This is a genomic window from Clostridium chromiireducens (assembly GCF_003575225.1).
In the GTDB taxonomy this organism is placed as follows: domain Bacteria; phylum Bacillota; class Clostridia; order Clostridiales; family Clostridiaceae; genus Clostridium; species Clostridium chromiireducens.
The window spans coordinates 292,487-311,629 of sequence record NZ_QXDJ01000004.1 but is presented as its reverse complement, the minus strand read 5'-3'; the positions used below and the strand labels follow the sequence as shown (position 1 = coordinate 311,629).

Genomic DNA, 19,143 nt, shown 5'->3' with positions numbered 1-19,143 from the left:
CATATTCAGGGATTATATGACGATTTAAAAATTCATATGTGTGTAGCTTTAAATTTTGTGAAATTTAAAAACTTCATATTTAATTTTTACTAGCATAATCATCAAATATATATCTACTTGTTTTCAACAATTATACTTTCAAATTTACTTAAATCTTCATTAGAACCAAGGGCCACTAAAATATCCGTATTTTTAATTATATAATCTGCAGAAGGAGAAATATTTACATTTTTATCCCCTTTTATTGCAACTATATTTATTCCATATTTTCCTCTTATTTTTATGTCCCTTAATGATTTGTTAATCCATTCACATGGTGGCTCAAGTTCTATCATACCGTAATCAGAAGATAATTCTATATGATCTAATATATTTGAGGATACTAAGTTATGAGCCACTCTAATCCCCATATCTTGTTCGGGTAAAATCACTTTGTCTGCACCAATTTTGTATAAAATTTTGGCATGTAAGTCACTAGTAGCTTTTGCTACAATATATTTAACACCCATTTCTTTAACTAATAGCGTTACCATTGTACTAGCTTGGATATTGCTTCCGATTGTTACTATTGCTACATCAAAATTACTTACTCCCAAACATTTTAAAGCATTTTCGTCTGTTGCGTCCATTTGAACAGCGTGAGTAACATTATCAACAATTTCTTGTATTTTATCTTCACTAATATCAATAGCTAGTACATCCTGACCTAAGTTGTATATTGTTTTAGCTATAGAAGCTCCAAACCTTCCAAGTCCGATTGTGATAAATTGTTTCTTTTTCAATCAAATTCCTCCTATCCAATTAATATTTTAGCTTCAGGATATTTAAGTCTGTTGTTTTTTTTGCGATTGACAAGAGCCAATATGACTGTTAATGGACCAACCCTGCCAAGGTACATAGTTATAATAAGAATTAGTTTAGAAGTCGTTTCTATATCTTGAGTCACTCCAGTAGTTAATCCTACAGTTGCAAAAGCTGATGTGGCTTCATAAAGCAGATTTATAAAAAGTTTATCAGGCTCCGTTATAGTTAGAACTATAGTTACTGTTAATACCAATAAGATAGCTATAGAAAATAGAGTAAATGCTTTATATACTGTTTCTTTAGAAAATCTCCTTCCAAAAGCTTCAGTATCTTCTCTTCCTTTAAGCACTGATACTAAACTAAAAGCAAGTACTCCAAATGTAGTTACCTTAAGACCTCCAGCTGTTGATCCAGAGGCTCCACCGATAAACATTAGTATTATTGTCATAAGTTTACCAGCTGTAGTCATACCATCAGTTGAGATACTATTAAATCCAGCAGTCCTTGGTGAAACAGAAGCAAAAAAAGCATTAAGTACTTTATCTCTAAAATTCATAGACCCAAGAGTTTCAGGATTTTTATATTCAATGAGTAACATAAAGATAAAACCAAAAGCAATTAAAACAGCTGTTATGTATATTACAATTTTAGAATGAGTAGATAGTCTTTTAGCTTTGCTATAATTAAATATCTCTAGTGAAACAGTAAAGCCAAGTCCTCCAATAATTATTAATGCACTTATGGTTAATAAGACGGTAGAATTACTTGAGTAACTTACTAAACTGGTATAATCTCCAAACAAGTCAAAACCTGCATTACAAAATGCGGAGATTGAATGAAAGATACTATAAAATATTCCAGTTTTTAATCCAAACTGCGGGATGAATTGTGTTGATAGTAATACTGCACCACAAATTTGTATAACTATCGTAAAGCCTAAGACATACTTAACCATTTTAACGAGGCCTTGTATATTAAAGGTATTCATAGATTCTTGAATAATAAGTCTATCTTTAAGGGTTATTTTTTTTCCTAATAAAATAGCTATAAAAATAGTGAAAGACATGAAACCAAGACCACCTGTTTCAATTAAAAGCATTATTACTGTTTTACCAACGTTGCTCCAGTGAGTACCTGTATCTAAAGTGACAAGTCCTGTGACACACACCGCTGAAGTTGATATAAAGAGTGAATCTAAAAAATTTGTACTTTCTCTGTTTGCTGATGAAATTGGTAAGCTAAGCAAAACGGCACCTACCAAAATAACTAATGCGAAGCCCATTGAAAGTACTTGAACAGCATTAAGGCTTGGTTTTTTTACTAAAATATCTGTCATATGCATCTCCTCAAGGTTAATAACCTTATTTAGAATATTAATTATAAAATGCATTTTTCTCTGCTCTTTATAAAAATCTTTGTTATTATTCTACATTTAATAGTATTTTAACAGTTTTCATTTTTATTTCAATGTAATTTTTTACAAGAGAAAGGCATAACAATTTAATATTTATTGCTTTTTTATTAGGTTAAACCATGATATTAAATTATATATTTAAAATAAGAAGGATGATAATTGAAAGGATAGGAAATAGATTAATGTTCGTATTATGTATTTAAATAGATAAATACACATAAAAAACACGAATTAAATTTGAAATAAACGTTTCAAATTCAATAAAAATTTGTAAAAGTTCTTGCGTTAATAAAATAATGCATATATAATTTAATTAAAATAATAGAATGTTCGGATGAAGATAGTGGGAGAGTTATTACTAAATCTATTTTTATTAAAATAGATTTAGTAATACACCGAAGAGGGGAATCTTTCAGGTAATAAGGACCGCTATTGGACGAAACTCTGGAGAGACTCATTTAATTATGAGCACCGAAGGAGCAAGGTAACTATAGTAATTTAATATGGTTTCTAAAGTGAATTATTTTCAGAAACCTTGAAATAAACTATTAAAGTTACTGAAACTCTCAGGTAAAAGGACAGGGGATAGGATTAACCAAAAATAATTTTTGGTTTTATTCTTATTTTCCCGCCTAATAAAAAATAGGGGGATTTTTTTATGTTATTATCAAATTTATTATTATCAACATCAGGAATTAAGGTCTTTTTAGACGCAATTGACAGCATCGTTTGGGGGCCGCCATTATTAGTTCTTTTAATGGGGACAGGAATTTACTTAACAATTCGCCTTAAATTACTTCAAGTATTCAAATTACCGCTTGCATTAAAGTATGTTTTTGGTAAAGATGATGAGGCAAATAATGATGAAGCAGAAGGAGATGTATCAAGCTTTCAGGCATTATGTACGGCATTATCTGCAACTATAGGTACAGGTAATATTGTTGGGGTTGCAACTGCAATTTCAGCTGGTGGACCTGGAGCATTATTTTGGATGTGGCTTGCAGCATTCTTTGGGATGGCAACAAAATATTCAGAAGGCTTACTTGCTATAAAATACAGAGAAGTCGATGAAAATGGCCAAATGTCTGGTGGACCAATGTATTATATTCAAAATGGTTTAGGTCTTAAATGGCTTGCTAAATTATTCGCATTCTTTGGTATTTGTGTTGCACTATTTGGAATAGGAACATTTGGACAAGTTAATTCAATTGCAGCAGCAGCAAAAAGTTATAATGTACCATTAATAGTAACAGCTGTAGTTGTAACAGCATTAGTTGCAGCCATAACACTTGGAGGAATACAAAGAATATCTAAAGTTTCAGAACTTATTGTACCATTCATGGCAGCAGCTTATATACTTGGATCAATTGCAGTTCTAGTATGCAATTATAAAGCCATTCCAGCAGCCATAGGCCTAATTATAACAAGTGCGTTTAATCCTCAATCAGTTCTTGGAGGAACAGCGGGTGTCACAGTTATATTAGCAATGAGAAGTGGGGTAGCAAGAGGAATATTTTCAAATGAATCAGGTCTTGGTAGTGCACCAATTGCAGCAGCAGCAGCAAGGACCAAATCACCAGCAAGACAAGGGTTAATAACAATGACAGGTACTTTTTTCGATACAATAATAGTTTGCACTATGACAGGACTAGTGATAGTACTTACTGGATCTTGGAGCCAAGGAATGAGTGGGGCAGTTTCAGGAGCTGACTTAACTACAGTGGCTTTTCAAGCAGGGCTACCAATTGCAGCGCTTGGAAAATTCATCGTTAATGTTGGATTATTATTTTTCGCATTCACAACAATAATTGGATGGAATTATTATGGTGAAAGATGCACAGAGTATCTTTTTGGTGTTAAAGGAATATTACCTTATAGAATAATATATATAGCATTTGTAGCTATAGGGCCATTCTTACCACTTGAATTAATATTCATAGTTGCTGATATAGTTAATGGATGTATGGCATTCCCTAACTTAGTGGGTCTTATAGGTCTTAGAAAAGTTATAGTTGAAGAAACAGAAATTTTCTTTAAGGAAATGAATGAAAAGAAGCTACAAGCAAAAACAAAATTAGAATTATGTGACTAAAAATTTAAAATTTTATTTAATATAAAATAAAGAAGTTTGTCTTTGGTGAGGCAGACTTCTTATTTTATGGATAAAAGTTAATTTGCGGGTGTAACGAGCATAATCAAAATATATTAATAAGTTTAAGCTGAAAGAAGTGGCGTGGAGGTACTAACTATACTAAGAGAATTTCTTAAAAATGTAGATTTTCTTTTGCTTGAAGTACATTAATGTCTTCATTTAGATAGCTTAATTGATGTAAACGCATTTATAAATGAGCTTCTTGAAGCAAACAAGCTTTTAGGAATATATCAAGTGCTCTTAGAAAAGTCCAAAATAGATCTGGAGTTATTATTAGTACCAATAACTTTGCAAGAAGCAATTTAATCAACAAGAATAGATATGGAACTCAGGTAACTCTGGATGATATGCTTGAATATGGCGCTGATGAAAATAAGAAGAATATTGATATCGAAGAAGTTCTTAATTATTCTACAGCACTTATTAAAGGAGAAAGTTTACTTAAAAGTATACCTATTTATACACGATTAATAAAAGAAATGCACAAAATTTTATAGTTCACCAAATTTCTTTGTTAGTGAAAGTTTAGGGAAGGATAAGTTTAAATATTATAAATTATTAAATGATACAAGAGTTGATACAAGTCAAGAAATAAGAAATACTATTTTTAAGCTATATCAAATTTAGTGACTTGTCTTTGAGTTAATTGAGCACCAGACTTTTTAACTAAAGCACCTGAATTAGTTATAGAAATATTCTTCGTTATAATTGTATCCATAAGAGTATTTACTTCAGCTTTAGTAAGACCGGCTTTAACATCTGAAACACTTAAAGTACTTTTTTCGCCAGCATCAGTTAAAAAATCATAGATAAAGTATATTCCATTTAATTTACCTCCAATTTTTAAAATTTTCCTAAGTAATCTACCTTAAGTATTAATTAAGCTAGAAGATTCAGTTATAAATGAAACTCTAGTGCTAGCATCTATAACTAGCTTGATAGCTTCAGCAACATCGCTGATATATTGTTTTTTGTATATGAAAATAATGTATAGTTATTAAAAGTTCTTCATAATACTATTTTGTAACAATAATTTAACTTTTGCATAAAGTGACTATATAGATTGATGTGTATTTAGTGTTAAGAAAAAGTTAAAAAGTATCAGTTATATATTGATTTTATATAGATAATAGTCTATATTATATATAGATAAACATCTATATAGGAAGGGTGTAAATGAATATGGATTATGAACAAAACGCGAAAATTTTTAAAGCCCTATCTGATTCTAGTAGATTAAAAATATTAGATATATTATCTTGTGGTGAAAGATGTGCATGTGATATTCTAGAATATTTTGAGTTTACTCAACCGACACTTTCACATCACATGAAAGTATTAAGTGATTGTGGACTTATAGAAGTAAGAAAAGAAGGCCTTTGGAATTATTACAGTTTAAATATTAATAATTGCAATAAGCTTACATTATTTATGATGAACGTTGTAACAGAAACAAAAGATTGCATTTGTAAAGATAAATCTAAATGCACTTGCAAATAAGAAATTAGATATTAAAAATTATTTATAAAGGAGTTTTGTAAAATGAAAAAAATGATAATATTTGACCCAGCTATGTGTTGTTCAACAGGTGTTTGCGGACCATCTGTAGATAAAGAGTTATTAAGAGTTTCAACAGCTTTAAATACTTTAAAGAATAAAGGCATATTAGTAGAAAGACACAACTTAACAAGCAACCCACAAATATTTGTAGATAATAAAGTAATAAATGAAATTTTAAATACTAAGGGTGTTGAAGCCTTACCTGTAACTATGGTAGATGGAGTAGTAGTCAAAGAGGGCAGTTATCCTACAAACGAAGAATTTTGCAGTTTACTAGAAATACCAGCAGATACTTTAAAACTTACTATAAAGAAAGCTAGCATAAAGAAACCAGCTACAGGCTGTGGCTGTAAGGATGGATGCTGCTAAGAAGAATGTGAGTGACTTATTGAAAAAGTGAGCATATTTACGTGGAAGGGAAGAGAAAATTATGTTTAAACCATTTAATATAAAGGAACTAAATTTAACGAAGTATTTATTTTTCACAGGAAAAGGAGGAGTTGGTAAAACTTCAACAGCCTGTGCATTAGCTTTAAATTTAGCTGATGAAGGAAAAAAGATTATGCTTGTAAGCACTGATCCTGCTTCAAACCTTCAAGATGTATTTAATACAGAGTTAAATAATAAAGGGATTCAAATAAAAGAAGTTCCAAACTTAACTGTTGCAAATTTTGAGCCAGAAGCTGCTGCTGCTGAGTATAGAGAAAGTGTAATAGCCCCATATAGAGGAAAGTTACCACAAGCAGTTATAGATAACATGGAAGAACAATTATCAGGATCGTGTACTGTTGAGATTGCAGCATTTAATGAATTTTCAGGAATGATAACTGATGAAAAAGTGTTTAATGAATATGATCATATAATTTTTGATACAGCTCCAACAGGTCACACTTTAAGGATGCTGCAATTGCCTTCTGCATGGAGTAATTTTATAAGTGAAAGTACTCATGGAGCATCATGTTTAGGTCAGCTTGCGGGACTTGAAGAGAAAAAAGAAATATATAAAAATGCAGTAGATACTTTGGCAGATAAAGATAAAACAACACTTGTACTTGTATCTCGTCCTGAAATTTCACCTTTAAAAGAAGCAGAAAGAGCTTCAAGTGAACTTCAAGAAATAGGAGTAAACAATCAAATATTAATTATAAATGGTGTGCTTCAAAATAATGATGATGAACTTTCAACTGCTATTTATGAAAAGCAGCAAAAAGCACTTCAAAATATGCCAGCTAAATTTAAGGATATAGAGACTTTTGAAATTCCTTTAAGACCTTATAATATAACAGGACTTGAGAATGTAAGAGCTTTACTTAAAGAAGACCATATTAAAATTAGTGAGGATTCTTTAAATTCAACTGATATACCAAAATTAAAGAATGTCATAGAAGATCTTTATAATAGTGATAAAAAAGTTATCTTTACAATGGGTAAAGGCGGAGTTGGTAAAACGACTATAGCTTCTGCAATAGCATTAGGTTTAGCTGAAAAAGGCAAAAAGGTACACTTGACAACTACTGATCCAGCAGCTCATTTAAAATTTGTATTAGATGAAAGCTATGGTATTTCTCTAAGTAATATTGATGAAAAAGAAGAATTAGAAAAGTACAGACAGGAAGTTTTAAGCAAGGCAAGAGAAAATAATATGACTGATGAAGATATAGAGTATATTGAGGAAGATTTAAGATCTCCTTGTACTCAAGAGATAGCAGTATTTAGGGCTTTTGCAGAAATCGTTGAAAGATCAGAAAATGAAATAGTGGTAATAGATACGGCTCCAACAGGTCATACTTTATTACTTCTAGATTCAACAGAAAGCTATAATAAAGAAATTTCTAGATCAGAAGGGGATATACCAGAGTCGGTAATAAAGTTATTGCCTAGATTAAGAAATGAAAAAGAAACTGAAGTTGTTATTGTAACTTTAGCTGAAACAACACCTGTTTATGAAGCTATGAGACTTCAAAAGGATTTAGAAAGAGCACAAATTCATAGTAAATGGTGGGTAATAAATTCAAGTCTTTATGTAGCTGGTACTACTAATGAGATATTAAAGGCAAAGGCAAGCAATGAAATTCAATGGATTAATAAAGTTGATGAAATATCAGATGGCAATTTCGCAATTATTGAGTGGAAAGCTGATGAAGTAAGAGGAAAGAATTTAATTAATTTAATTCAATAGATTTACAAGGGAGAGATGAAAAATATGAAAACAAAAGTAGCATTTATATGTGTACACAATTCATGCAGATCACAAATGGCAGAGGCCTTAGGAAAGCTTTACGGAAGTGAGGTTTTTGAAAGCTATTCAGCAGGAACAGAAACAAAGCCACAAATAAATCAAGATGCTGTAAGGATTATAAAAGATTTATATGAAATTGATATGAATAAAACTCAAAAATCTAAGCTATTAAGTGATATTCCGCAGGTTGATGTCGTAGTAACAATGGGCTGCAATGTTCAATGTCCATTTTTACCATCTAAGCATAGAGAAGATTGGGGATTAGAAGATCCAAGCGGTAAAAGTGATGAGGAATTTATATTAACAGCTAAAATCATAGAAGAAAAGATAAAAGATTTAGCAAAAAGAATTGAAAGTAATGAAATCAAATTAGATTAATAATTTTAAATAGGGGGAAATCAAAATTGAGTAATAAATCATCGAGATTGTCATTCTTAGACAGATACTTGACGCTATGGATATTTGCAGCAATGGCGCTAGGAATTTTATTAGGATGGGGAGTACCATCGCTATCAGCAGGGTTAGCGAGTTTATCTATTGGGACAACATCAATACCAATAGCTATAGGTCTTATAGTAATGATGTATCCACCACTTGCAAAAGTAAATTATAAGGAACTTGGAAAAGTATTTAAGAATCCTAAAGTTCTTGGTTTATCACTAGTACAAAATTGGTTTATTGGACCAATTTTGATGTTTGTATTAGCTTTTGTATTTTTGAAATCTGACTCAGAATTAATGACAGGCCTTATTCTTATAGGACTAGCTAGGTGTATAGCAATGGTAATTCTTTGGAATAGCTTAGCAGATGGAGATAGTGAATATGCAGCTGCATTAGTAGCGTTTAACTCTATATTCCAAGTAGTATTTTACTCTGTATTTGCGTATTTTTTCATTACAGTACTACCGCCTATATTCGGTCTTACAGGATATGAAGTTCATATTTCAATGGGAGAAGTAGCAACGTCAGTTGCAATTTACCTTGGAATCCCTTTCTTATTAGGAATGCTTACTAGACTAATACTAGAACCTATGAAGGGAACTGAATGGTACGTAAGAAAGTTTGTTCCTAAGATTAGCCCATTAGCTTTAATAGCGTTGTTATTTACAATAGTAGTAATGTTTATGTTTAAAGGAAAATATATTGTAGAACTTCCTTTAGATGTTGTTAAAGTAGCAATACCGCTTGTGATATATTTTATAGTGATGTTTTCTATATCATTCTATATTAGTTACAAATCAGGTATAAATTATCATCAAACTACTACTTTATCATTTACAGCTGCAAGTAATAACTTTGAACTTGCAATAGCTGTAGCAGTAGCTGTATTTGGAATTCAATCAAGGGTAGCTTTTGCAGCAGTAATAGGGCCATTAATAGAAGTACCAGTAATGATTGCATTAGTAAATGTTGCATTGTACTGGGGAAGAAAATATTTTTCATATTCTAAAGGAGATAATAATTAATTTAAAATTATAAATCAATAAAATTAAATGTGTCCTAAAAAATAGATGTTAGTTTTCTATTTTTTAGGACACATTATCTAAAGGATATTTTTTAAAGGGAATTAATTAATCCCAACTATTTTACTTCTACGTTCCATTAAGACTGTATCATGCCATACACCATTATCCATTTTAGCAACCTTTTCTCTTATACCTATTTCTCTAAAACCACATTTTTTATGTAGTTCTATACTAGCTGCATTTTCTCTTATTATTCCAGATTGTAGAGTCCAGAAATTATTTTCTTCTGATAATCTAATTAAGTTTAGAAGAAGAGATTGTCCAATTCCAAGACCTCTATAATTTTCGCCTATATAAATGCTTACTTCGGCAACACCTGAATATACAGCTCTACTGGATGTAGGACTTAACGTAGCAAAACCTAGAACATTTCCTTCTGATTTAGCAACTAATCTACAAGACTCTACATGTCCAGTATTCCATTCTTCAAAGGTAGGAATAGAGTTTTGAAATGTTGCTATACCTGTATTAATGCCCTCAAAATATATTTTTGCAACTTCTTCCCAATCTGATTTTTTCATTTCTTCAATTGTATAATTCATAGTTTATTAACCCCTTTATAAATAATAAAATATAGTTTTATTAAAATGCGTTAATTAAATTTTTTCTCCATACGCAACGAAAATACTTATACTAGCTTTATCACATCGGCACTTAGAATCAGCGCAGCAATTGCTGCCTACACAGTTTATAGTTACATTCTCAAGCCCAGCATCTTTAAACCATTCTAGGATTTTATTTCTATCAAAACCCATCCAAACATCAAATTGCTCAGTTTTTAAGAATTCGTAGTTATGTTCATCTAAATCAGTAATTACAAGTTTTCCGCCTGATTTTAAGATTCTGTACATTTCTTTTAACACTATAACTGGATTTTCAACGTGATGTAAAAACATATTGGCAAATACATAATCTACTGAGTTATCATTAATAGGTATATTTTCACCTATGCCTTGGACGCATTTAAGATCTTTATAGTGAGAAAACTTGTCTTTCAATAAATTAAGCATTTCTTCAGATTGATCAATAGCAATTACCTTAAGATTATTTTTTATCAATCCTTCTGTTATAAAGCCAGTGCCAGCCCCTACATCAGCTGCTATTTTACCTTCTTCAATATTAGCAGTATTATAAGCTACTAGTCGTACTTCATCTAAAAAAAAGTCTGTTCTCATATTGTCCCAATTAGATGCAACTTTATCAAAATAGTCTTTACTTTGATTCATTATTATACCCTCCGATATACTTATTTAAGAAAAGAATTCATCAATTTATTAAACATACGTAAGATGAATTCTTTTAATTTAGTCACTTAAATTATCACAATTATTAGTAGAAGTATTTTTACTACAGATAAATGGATTATCATTTTTATTCAACGCATCAATAATAATACTCAATCCATTTAAAGCAGTCAGTTGATCTTCTCCAGAGATTTGTTTAAAAATGTTCTCGAATTGTTTATCCATTGTATTTTCTATATCATTAAAAATAGTTAATCCCTTGTCTGTTAACTCTATAACTACGCTTCGTCTATCTGTTTTAGAAGGAGTTCTAACTATGAATTCTTTCTTTACAAGGCTATCAACTGTCCGGCTCATAGTACTAACATCTAATCCTAGAATATTAGCCAATTCTTTTAACGAAATAGCCTTTGCTCGTCCTATTTCAACTAATGCGTGACATTGAGCTAATGTAACTTCAGAACAACATACATCTTGTTTATTCAATAATCCCAGTTTTCTTTCAAGCATCCTTATTAATTCTCTAAAATTCTTACCGTTGATTTCATTCAAAAATATCACTCCTTATGGAAATAATAGCATATTTAATTGCAATATACAACTATTGTTGTTTGAAAGTAAAATTAATATTGCTAATAACGAATATGCACATTTAAAAAGGGTGCGTCAGCACAATTGCGAACTTAAACAGATTTAAAAAGGGTGCGTCAGCGAAATTAAGATCTTTACAATCTATAAAAATTAGATTAGAAGATGGTTTGAGATATAGTTATTTTTATGTGATTCATAGATTTAAAATATATTTGCGATGGAATTGATGAAGTAGTTGATGACTATGCTAAAAAGATTACAGAAATAATAAATAGTTTTAGTTTTGATTAAGAGAAATAAATGTAAAAAAAAGATCTAAGGCTTAATTAACCTTGGATCTTTTTTGTTGTCAATTAAATTTTATTTACATTCCGAGTTCAAAAGAATTACAATCAGTACATTCTTTACTCTTGGCTTTTGATTCATGAGTACCTACTTGTATTTTACTCAATGTGCAATAATTATCATCTTTACAATGGTATTTACATTCATCTACTGTACACCCGATACTTTCGTTATGTTTCACATTAATCACTCCCTCGATATATTTCTATAATATTATTTGTGTAAATCTAATATTTATACATTTTTGTTTATTCAGCTAATGTTAAGGAAAGCTTATTATAATAAGAATTGTTAAAAAACTTTTTTATTAATGATCTCTTTTATTAAGCAGCCATTAATTTTGCTGTATTTCTTTATGAAAAACAGCAGTTAGGGAAAGTAACTGCCGCTTTTACTTGTTGAGTTTAAAACTGACATGGAAAAGATTTATACTATATAACCAATGTATTTATATTTAAGATTATTGTGAATAAAGAAAACTATGTGAAAGAGTAAAAGACAGTAAAGTGTTTGTGAATCTACTGTCTTTAGGTGACCTGCCAAGCTATAAAAGATTAGCAATTATAGTCTTAAGAAATTCCTAAGATTTATACAATAAATTATTTAAGGTTTATGCAATATAATATTTCGTAAATAGCGTTAAGGCGGTGATTTTATTATATGAAATATGTGAATATTGATACAATCAAAGATACAATAAAAGACCTTACGGAAGAAGATCAAGAAATTATATTACATTTGACAGAAATATTTAAAGGTGAAGAAGATGCTATCAATGAATATGTTAAAAATGAATTGATTAATTGATAGATAATATAATAATTGATTTATATAATAGTTTTGGGCTGAATTGCACAAATACAAATCGTTAAACGTAGATTGGGTAGAGATACTTAGTCTACCTTTATTTTTATTCAGGAAATTATAATGCAGTTAAAGTTGAGAATAACTTTTAAAAGTAGCGGCTTTACACAGTCTCCGAAGCAGATTTCCTTGTCACATTATCTTGTGCATATTAGACGCATTCAAAAGATAATGTAATGAAAAAATGAAATTTAAAGTAAGAATTTGTATTTTTATAGAATTTTATATACAATAATCAGTAAGGGGGGATGTGTTAATGAAAAAAAGGTTTAAACTAATTGTTCTTGTTATTTCTATTTTTCTAATAGGAATATCTATATTTGGATGTGCCAAGATAAAAGATTTAGCTGGGAAAATTAAAGGTGATTTAGTGGGACAACAATTTACTGTAACCACATATGATGATTATGGAAATAAAACATTAACCGTAGAAGGTAACAAAGTTACAGTAGGATTGTTGCAAAGTAATGATAATTTTGACAAAAAATCTGCAGAATTTAAATCAGAAGTATTAGAAGTCACAGTTAATGGAAGTCAAATGTTTCAAGTTGGGAATACAGTAATATTTGCTGAAAATGGATTAGACATGATAGAAGGTTATGATGCTCCAAAGGATGTTAATGTAGATAAGGGAGGCGGTTATGTTCCACTTGATAGATTTGTTAATGATGTTAAAAATAAAATAGGAAAAGAAAAGACAATTATTATAAGCTCACAACAGGGGATTCCTATAGGAGTATATCAAGGAAAGGATGTCTATGTTACCATACCAGATGATTTACCTAAAATGACTCGAATAAACATAGATGGAAAAACATTGTATATTCATAGAGCTAATTATACTATACTTGATAGTAAGATGATAAAAGGTAAATAACATAGTGGACAGGTATATGTAAAAAAGGAGAAAGCAAAATATTAAGTTTTGGTCATACAATATATAATTCAAGATAATATAATAAAGTATGCTGTATTTCATAGGTCGGATATGCAAGTATGGAAGTTTATTGTTGGTGGTGGTGAAGATGGAGAAACGCCACTCCAATCTGCAAAACGTGAAACTTTTGAGGAAGCTAGTATCTCAACTGACAATAATTATTCCTGAATATACATTTGCAGTGAATGTATATTCAGGAAATGATACTTTAAAAATTAGATAATGCGATATTTACAATATATGTTATAATTAATTTATAAAAGTTTTATTATAGTATATAAAGGGGAATTTAACTATGATAGTAAAAAGTGTGACACTTTATTTAAAAACAGAGTATATAAAGGAATTTATTGAAGCAACTAAAGAAAATCAAAATAATTCATTAAAGGAAAAAGGAATTATATGTTTTGACTTCTTTCAATGTAAAGACGATCCAACGAAATTTTTACTTTATGAGGGCTATAAATCGGAAGAAGATATAAATGAACACGTTAAAACTGAACATTTTAAAAAATGGATAAATACAGTTGAACAATGGTTTTTAAGTCCAAGAGATAAAGCTACGTACATTCCCGTTTCTCAAATAGAAGAAGATTTAAGGTAAATTAATATGCTATTATACTTACTTTTTAAGCGTGAGTATAAAGCGACATAAGAAATTCTCTTGTATTTTATAATGCAGGAGATTTTTATTTTGAAAAACATGTTATTAATCAGGATCGCTATAGAATTTTAGTTATAATAATTTTTTATTTATGAAAGTCTATAAATCTATGTATATAAGGGTTGCTTAATGGCTGGAATGTAAGGTTGTGTATTCAGCATAATAGAAATTGTAGAACTCTTGCTAAAAGTAAAAATGTTTTAGAAGGTCCAGCTTCAAATTGTACTAAAACTTATCCTTGTGATGTTTGTGTAAAGTAACGTAGGTAATAAATTAATTAAATGAATATTTAATTAAGGCCAAAATTAATTTTTTGGTCTTACTTTATTTGGATAAAAAGTTTAGTAAAAAAGAAATTAATCCCTTTACAATAGAACATGCGTTCTGTATAATAACTTAAAGAGAACATGCGTTTGGAGTGATTATATGGTTAGTGATGATGACAAATTAATTTTCCACGTTGATGTAAATTCTGCCTACCTTTCATGGACAGCAGTTAAAATGCTTCAATATGGAAGTACTCTTGATATTAGAAATATTCCTTCAGTAATTGGTGGTAGTGAAGAAAACAGACATGGTATAATACTTGCGGCTTCAATACCTGCTAAAAAATATGGAATTAAAACCGGAGAATCTATCTTTGAAGCAAAGCTTAAATGCAAGGATCTTGCTATATATCCACCGGATTATAACCACTATGTTAAATCAAGTGATGCCTTATATGAAATGTTATGCGAATATTCTCCTAAAATTCAAAGGTATAGCATAGATGAATGCTTCATGGATTGTAGTCATTTTAAAGATAATTATAAAAGAATAGCAATGAGGCTTAAAATGAGAATTAGTGAAGAACTTGGATTTAATTGTAACATTGGAATTTCCACTAATAAGCTACTTGCTAAAATGGCTAGCGATTTTAAACCGAAAAACACTATTCATACTTTGTTTAAACATGAAATGCCTTTGAAAATGTGGGATTTGCCAGTAGAAGATTTATTTATGGTTGGTCGCGCAAGTTCTGCAAAGCTGCACAAATTGAATATTAATACCATTGGTGATTTAGCACATACCGATGTAAACCTATTAATTAATAAATTACATTCCCATGGAAAGCTTATATATGAATATGCTAATGGAGTTGATTATTCTGAAGTAAGAAAATCAAATTATCTTGAAATCAAGGGAATAGGAAATTCGACTACAATTGCATATGATGTTGAAACTATGGATGAAGCTTTCAAAATACTCTTATCGCTTACCGAAAGCGTGGCTATGAGACTTAGAGATAGCAACAGTTTATGCCGTCTTGTTGCAGTAAGTATTAAAACAAATCAATTTGCTCATTATTCCCATCAAAAGCAACTAAATAATCATACAGATTCAACAGAAGTTATTTTTGAAGGTGTAAAAGAAGCATTTAAAGAGGTTTGGAAAGGTGAAAAAATAAGACAATTAGGAATAAGAGTAACTAAACTCTCTAGTAATGAATATTTTCAAGAGACTTTATTTGATTTTCAAAAAAGTGAAAAACAAAGGAAATTAGATAAAACACTAGATGATTTAAGGAATAAATACGGTAAAGAATGTGTAATTAGATCAACTTTTCTACACTCAGGAGTGAGACCCATAAATGGTGGAACGGGTTCGCATGAGGATTATCCTATGATGAGCAGTTTGTTGTAGTAGAGGAAGTGTAGAAAATGAAAGTTGTTTCTAAAGAAGTTGAAATGATAGCTTACTTTAAGAAAGATGGGAGAATTAATCCAATAAGATTTAGAATCGAAGAAGAAAACAAGGTTCAAGTTGTAAAGATATTAAAAATAATAAGCACTGACTTAGAAAAATTATGTGGCAATAAAATGTGGTCATTTACTTGCAGTGCGATTATAGGAGAAATTGAGAAGATATTTGAACTTAAATATGATATTGAAAGATGTAAATGGATTCTTTTCAAAATATAATTCCTCCAACGATTCGAGAAATACAGGATTTTTCAGGTTTAGCTTCAACTGGAAGCATTCAAAGATATTTAGATAAACTTGAGAATGAAGGTCATATTATTAAAGATAAGGGTTGTTGTAGAAGTATATGATTAAAAAAGAAAAGTTAAAAGAATAAAAGGGGGATATTTATAATGAGAGAAATTAATGAAAAAAAAGACAAAGATAGTATTAACGCTATAGGGTGTGGAGCAATGGGATTTGATTTAAAAATTATGAACGACTCAAAAGCCGTAATAACTGTAATTGATAATTATTTAAAGATAAATTACTGGGATTTATATTCTCAGAATAATTTAGAAGCTGCATTCAAAATGGCTAAAGAAAATGAAGCTATTGAGTTAAAGATGTTCGATGTAATAAATAAGTTTATATATAACTAACTAAGATTGATATAAAATATCAACATTATTTAGATTCCATTATTATATGATAATATTAAAATTTTAACTGTTTGGAAAGTAAGCGCAGAATAAGAAACCTCTTGTATTTTATAATTCCATACTTACAAAATATGTTATAATTGATTCATAATAGCAAATAAGGCGAAATAAAGATTATTAAAAAAGGCATAGATAAATTGTAATTTGTCTAACAGAATATCTGCATTTTTCGAAGGAGGTGAGTAGGATTGCCTATATATGACTTTAATACCAGGATACTGATTGAAAAAGGATGGTCAGATGATAAAAAATATTGTGTTACAACACCTTATGGGAAAAAGTATTTGTTACGTATTTCAACAATAGAGAAACAGGACCGCAAGAGGGTTGAATTTGAAATGATGCAGTGTGTAGAAGCGCTCGGTGTTCCTATGTGTAAGCCTATTGAATTTGGCACTTGTGACGAAGGTGTATATTTCCTGCAAAGTTGGATTGAAGGAAAGGATTTCGAAGAGATCCTTACGACGTTAACTGATACTGAACAGTATTCTTATGGAATTGAGGCGGGTCAAATACTAAAACATATTCATACTATCCCAGCGCCTAATACGCAGGAGGAATGGGAGGCACGATTTAATCGTAAAATCGAGCGAAAAATCCAAATGTATAAAGATTGCCCTATAAAATATGAAAACGGACAATTTTTTATTGACTATATAAATGCGAACCGCTATTTGTTGAAAAATCGCCCACAATGCTATAAGCACGGTGATTATCATGTAGGTAATATGATGATTGATTATGATGGCAAGCTTCAAATTATTGACTTTGATAGAGATGATTTTGGTGATCCATGGGAGGAATTTAATCGAATTGTTTGGTGTGTACAAAAATCGCCACTTTTTGCTTCAGGGATGGTAAATGGCTATTTTTATGGAAATGTACCAATGGATTTTTGGCGATTGCTTGCATTATACATTTCAAGCAATACCCTATCATCTATACCTTGGGCAATTCCATTTGGGCAAAGTGAAATTGACACCATGAAAAATCAAGCTAAAGAAGTTCTGGAATGGTATAATAATATGCAAAATCCCGTTCCTAGTTGGTATAAGGGGGCATAAAATGAGCATGAAGAGAAGTGGGCAAATTCCAATTTGTAAAGGAGATATTAGAAATGACCACCTACGAAAAAAGTTTAAATGTTTTAGAAGAATTATTTGCAAAAGATTATCAATTTGCTTTAGCAACATCAAATGATAATACTCCATCTGTTAGGTTTGTAGATACTTTTTATGATAAAAGTGCATTTTATATTGTTTCTTATGCAAAATCACAGAAAGTAAAAGAGATTGAGAATAATCCTAAAATCACAATGTGCAATAAATTATATCGTTTTACTGGAATTGCTCATAATATTGGACATCCATTATTAGAAGAAAATCTTAGAATTAGAGAAAAGTTGACAAAGGCATTTGAACCCTGGTATTTTGCTCACAATAATGAAAGTGATGAAAATATGTGCTATATAAAAATAGAATTAAAACAAGGTTTCTTTTATAAAGATGGAACTGGATATAAAATTGATTTTGAAAATAGAGAAGCTGAGGAATTTCCATTTACATTTGATATTGTAATGATTGATTAAATTATAAATAACAATGGAATTGGGAGTATTATAAATTGTTATTTGACAATTTTAAAAAATAAGTTGAAATACATTTTAAAGCATTATATGATGAGTTCAGGCATCGATGTACTATATTAAAAGAGAAGGTATATTATGGACATTAGTATTGAAATGATATCATCATGTGAAATTGCTTATATACGAAGAACAGGTCCTTATGGTCCAGAGAATGTGCAAATAATGGAGCAATTAAAAAGTTGGGCTAGAGAAGAAAATTTATTTAATGAAACTTCAATCATATTAGGAATAGCCCAAGATAATCCTAAGCTTACAGAACCTAAGGATTGTCGTTATGATACATGCTTAGTTGTTTCGGATGAATTTAAGGTTGATAATAAGTATATTAATTTTGGGAAAATTATTGGTGGAAAGTATTGCGTATTTAAAATAAGTCATACGGCAGAGGATATGCAAAAAGCATGGGATGAGATATTTTCAGAGTTATCAAAAAGAGATTACGAGTTTGATGATAGAAGACCTATAATTGAAAGATATGCGATACAAATGATAAATAAGCATTTCTGTGAAATTTGTGTACCAATAATATAAAGTGAAACTTTTCAGGTGGAGTTTTATACTCCACCTGAATTTAGTTGTATTTAGAATACCACCGGTTAGACCGGTGGTTCCGGAAAGCTTTTAGCTATGAGTAGAAAAAACAATACCTCCAATGTAAGATAGTAGTAGGTTTGCCGACCACAACTAAAATACATAGGAGGTGTGTCCGAAA

The 19,143-nt window shown here is 30.1% G+C and carries 24 protein-coding genes, 1 pseudogene and 2 riboswitches; of the genes and pseudogenes, 18 read left to right on the top strand and 7 right to left on the bottom strand.

All coding sequences use genetic code 11. The annotated features are described in order from the left end of the window. Nucleotides 1-113 precede the first annotated feature (113 nt). Both D2A34_RS17325 and D2A34_RS17320 read right to left on the bottom strand, forming a co-directional pair. Complete coding sequence (locus D2A34_RS17325) at nt 114-782, bottom strand: potassium channel family protein (protein ID WP_119367411.1); 669 nt, start codon at nt 780-782, stop codon at nt 114-116. Nucleotides 783-793: 11 nt separating this feature from the next. Further along, on the bottom strand, nt 794-2,140 hold the full coding sequence (locus D2A34_RS17320; RefSeq protein WP_119367410.1) for a TrkH family potassium uptake protein: 1,347 nt from the start codon (nt 2,138-2,140) through the stop codon (nt 794-796). A 412-nt stretch (nt 2,141-2,552) separates the two neighbouring features. Beyond that, nucleotides 2,553-2,657: riboswitch (glycine riboswitch) on the top strand. Nucleotides 2,658-2,660: 3 nt separating this feature from the next. Then, a riboswitch (glycine riboswitch) is annotated at nt 2,661-2,802 on the top strand. A gap of 74 nt (nt 2,803-2,876) precedes the next feature. On the opposite strand from D2A34_RS17320, the gene D2A34_RS17315 reads away from it, so the two are divergent. Beyond that, complete coding sequence (locus D2A34_RS17315; RefSeq protein WP_119367409.1) at nt 2,877-4,310, top strand: alanine/glycine:cation symporter family protein; 1,434 nt, start codon at nt 2,877-2,879, stop codon at nt 4,308-4,310. A gap of 407 nt (nt 4,311-4,717) precedes the next feature. Continuing rightward, entirely contained in the window at nt 4,718-4,867 is a 150-nt protein-coding gene (locus tag D2A34_RS27680) for a hypothetical protein (protein WP_119367408.1), read from the top strand. Between the two features lie 110 nt (nt 4,868-4,977). Here D2A34_RS27680 and D2A34_RS17305 read toward each other — a convergent pair. Next, nucleotides 4,978-5,195 (bottom strand): annotated as a pseudogene (locus tag D2A34_RS17305) (DUF2922 domain-containing protein). A 351-nt stretch (nt 5,196-5,546) separates the two neighbouring features. On the opposite strand from D2A34_RS17305, the gene D2A34_RS17300 reads away from it, so the two are divergent. From D2A34_RS17300 to arsB, 5 genes are all read left to right on the top strand, one after another. Beyond that, on the top strand, nt 5,547-5,870 hold the full coding sequence (locus D2A34_RS17300) for an ArsR/SmtB family transcription factor (protein WP_278337032.1): 324 nt from the start codon (nt 5,547-5,549) through the stop codon (nt 5,868-5,870). Nucleotides 5,871-5,912: 42 nt separating this feature from the next. Next, nucleotides 5,913-6,299, top strand: a complete 387-nt coding sequence (gene arsD, locus D2A34_RS17295; RefSeq protein ID WP_079442370.1) for an arsenite efflux transporter metallochaperone ArsD — start codon at nt 5,913-5,915, stop codon at nt 6,297-6,299. 61 nt (nt 6,300-6,360) lie between these two features. Next, entirely contained in the window at nt 6,361-8,109 is a 1,749-nt protein-coding gene (gene arsA / locus D2A34_RS17290; protein WP_119367407.1) for an arsenical pump-driving ATPase, read from the top strand. 24 nt (nt 8,110-8,133) lie between these two features. After that, on the top strand, nt 8,134-8,547 hold the full coding sequence (locus D2A34_RS17285) for an arsenate reductase ArsC (RefSeq protein ID WP_079442374.1): 414 nt from the start codon (nt 8,134-8,136) through the stop codon (nt 8,545-8,547). Nucleotides 8,548-8,573: 26 nt separating this feature from the next. Then, nucleotides 8,574-9,635: an ACR3 family arsenite efflux transporter gene (gene arsB / locus D2A34_RS17280; RefSeq protein ID WP_119367406.1), complete on the top strand. Its 1,062-nt coding sequence runs from the start codon at nt 8,574-8,576 to the stop codon at nt 9,633-9,635. A 101-nt stretch (nt 9,636-9,736) separates the two neighbouring features. On the opposite strand, the gene D2A34_RS17275 is transcribed toward arsB, so the two are convergent. The 4 genes from D2A34_RS17275 to D2A34_RS17260 form a co-directional block, all read right to left on the bottom strand. Beyond that, complete coding sequence (locus D2A34_RS17275) at nt 9,737-10,237, bottom strand: GNAT family N-acetyltransferase (RefSeq protein ID WP_079442377.1); 501 nt, start codon at nt 10,235-10,237, stop codon at nt 9,737-9,739. Between the two features lie 54 nt (nt 10,238-10,291). Beyond that, nucleotides 10,292-10,921 carry a class I SAM-dependent methyltransferase gene (locus tag D2A34_RS17270; protein WP_119367405.1) on the bottom strand — a complete coding sequence of 210 codons (630 nt, stop codon included), beginning with the start codon at nt 10,919-10,921 and terminating at the stop codon, nt 10,292-10,294. 78 nt (nt 10,922-10,999) lie between these two features. After that, entirely contained in the window at nt 11,000-11,491 is a 492-nt protein-coding gene (locus D2A34_RS17265) for a MarR family winged helix-turn-helix transcriptional regulator (RefSeq protein WP_119367404.1), read from the bottom strand. Between the two features lie 403 nt (nt 11,492-11,894). Continuing rightward, complete coding sequence (locus tag D2A34_RS17260; protein ID WP_079440301.1) at nt 11,895-12,056, bottom strand: DUF1540 domain-containing protein; 162 nt, start codon at nt 12,054-12,056, stop codon at nt 11,895-11,897. 479 nt (nt 12,057-12,535) lie between these two features. Between D2A34_RS17260 and D2A34_RS26815 the strand changes: the two genes are divergently transcribed. The 11 genes from D2A34_RS26815 (at nt 12,536) to D2A34_RS17210 (ending at nt 18,962) form a co-directional block, all read left to right on the top strand. Next, the gene (locus D2A34_RS26815; protein WP_182629408.1) at nt 12,536-12,682 is read left to right on the top strand and encodes a hypothetical protein; all 147 of its coding nucleotides are present in this window, start codon (nt 12,536-12,538) and stop codon (nt 12,680-12,682) included. A gap of 313 nt (nt 12,683-12,995) precedes the next feature. After that, nucleotides 12,996-13,616, top strand: a complete 621-nt coding sequence (locus D2A34_RS17255; RefSeq protein WP_079440300.1) for a DUF5052 family protein — start codon at nt 12,996-12,998, stop codon at nt 13,614-13,616. A 48-nt stretch (nt 13,617-13,664) separates the two neighbouring features. Then, complete coding sequence (locus D2A34_RS17250; RefSeq protein WP_079440298.1) at nt 13,665-13,844, top strand: NUDIX domain-containing protein; 180 nt, start codon at nt 13,665-13,667, stop codon at nt 13,842-13,844. Nucleotides 13,845-13,971: 127 nt separating this feature from the next. Next, complete coding sequence (locus D2A34_RS17245; RefSeq protein WP_079440296.1) at nt 13,972-14,280, top strand: putative quinol monooxygenase; 309 nt, start codon at nt 13,972-13,974, stop codon at nt 14,278-14,280. Between the two features lie 486 nt (nt 14,281-14,766). Next, on the top strand, nt 14,767-16,023 hold the full coding sequence (locus D2A34_RS17240; RefSeq protein WP_079440281.1) for a Y-family DNA polymerase: 1,257 nt from the start codon (nt 14,767-14,769) through the stop codon (nt 16,021-16,023). Between the two features lie 17 nt (nt 16,024-16,040). Beyond that, nucleotides 16,041-16,301 carry a hypothetical protein gene (locus D2A34_RS17235; RefSeq protein WP_079440280.1) on the top strand — a complete coding sequence of 87 codons (261 nt, stop codon included), beginning with the start codon at nt 16,041-16,043 and terminating at the stop codon, nt 16,299-16,301. Then, nucleotides 16,280-16,432 (top strand): LexA family protein, encoded by a 153-nt coding sequence (locus tag D2A34_RS17230; RefSeq protein ID WP_079440279.1) that lies wholly within the window; start codon nt 16,280-16,282, stop codon nt 16,430-16,432. The genes D2A34_RS17235 and D2A34_RS17230 overlap by 22 nt, the downstream gene beginning before the upstream one ends. A 42-nt stretch (nt 16,433-16,474) precedes the next feature. Beyond that, nucleotides 16,475-16,723, top strand: a complete 249-nt coding sequence (locus tag D2A34_RS17225; RefSeq protein ID WP_079440278.1) for a hypothetical protein — start codon at nt 16,475-16,477, stop codon at nt 16,721-16,723. 248 nt (nt 16,724-16,971) lie between these two features. Continuing rightward, nucleotides 16,972-17,847 (top strand): aminoglycoside phosphotransferase family protein, encoded by an 876-nt coding sequence (locus D2A34_RS17220; RefSeq protein WP_119367403.1) that lies wholly within the window; start codon nt 16,972-16,974, stop codon nt 17,845-17,847. 53 nt (nt 17,848-17,900) lie between these two features. Then, nucleotides 17,901-18,371 (top strand): pyridoxamine 5'-phosphate oxidase family protein, encoded by a 471-nt coding sequence (locus D2A34_RS17215; protein WP_119367402.1) that lies wholly within the window; start codon nt 17,901-17,903, stop codon nt 18,369-18,371. Between the two features lie 135 nt (nt 18,372-18,506). Then, nucleotides 18,507-18,962 (top strand): AraC family transcriptional regulator, encoded by a 456-nt coding sequence (locus tag D2A34_RS17210; protein WP_079440274.1) that lies wholly within the window; start codon nt 18,507-18,509, stop codon nt 18,960-18,962. The last annotated feature ends 181 nt before the right edge of the window (nt 18,963-19,143 follow it).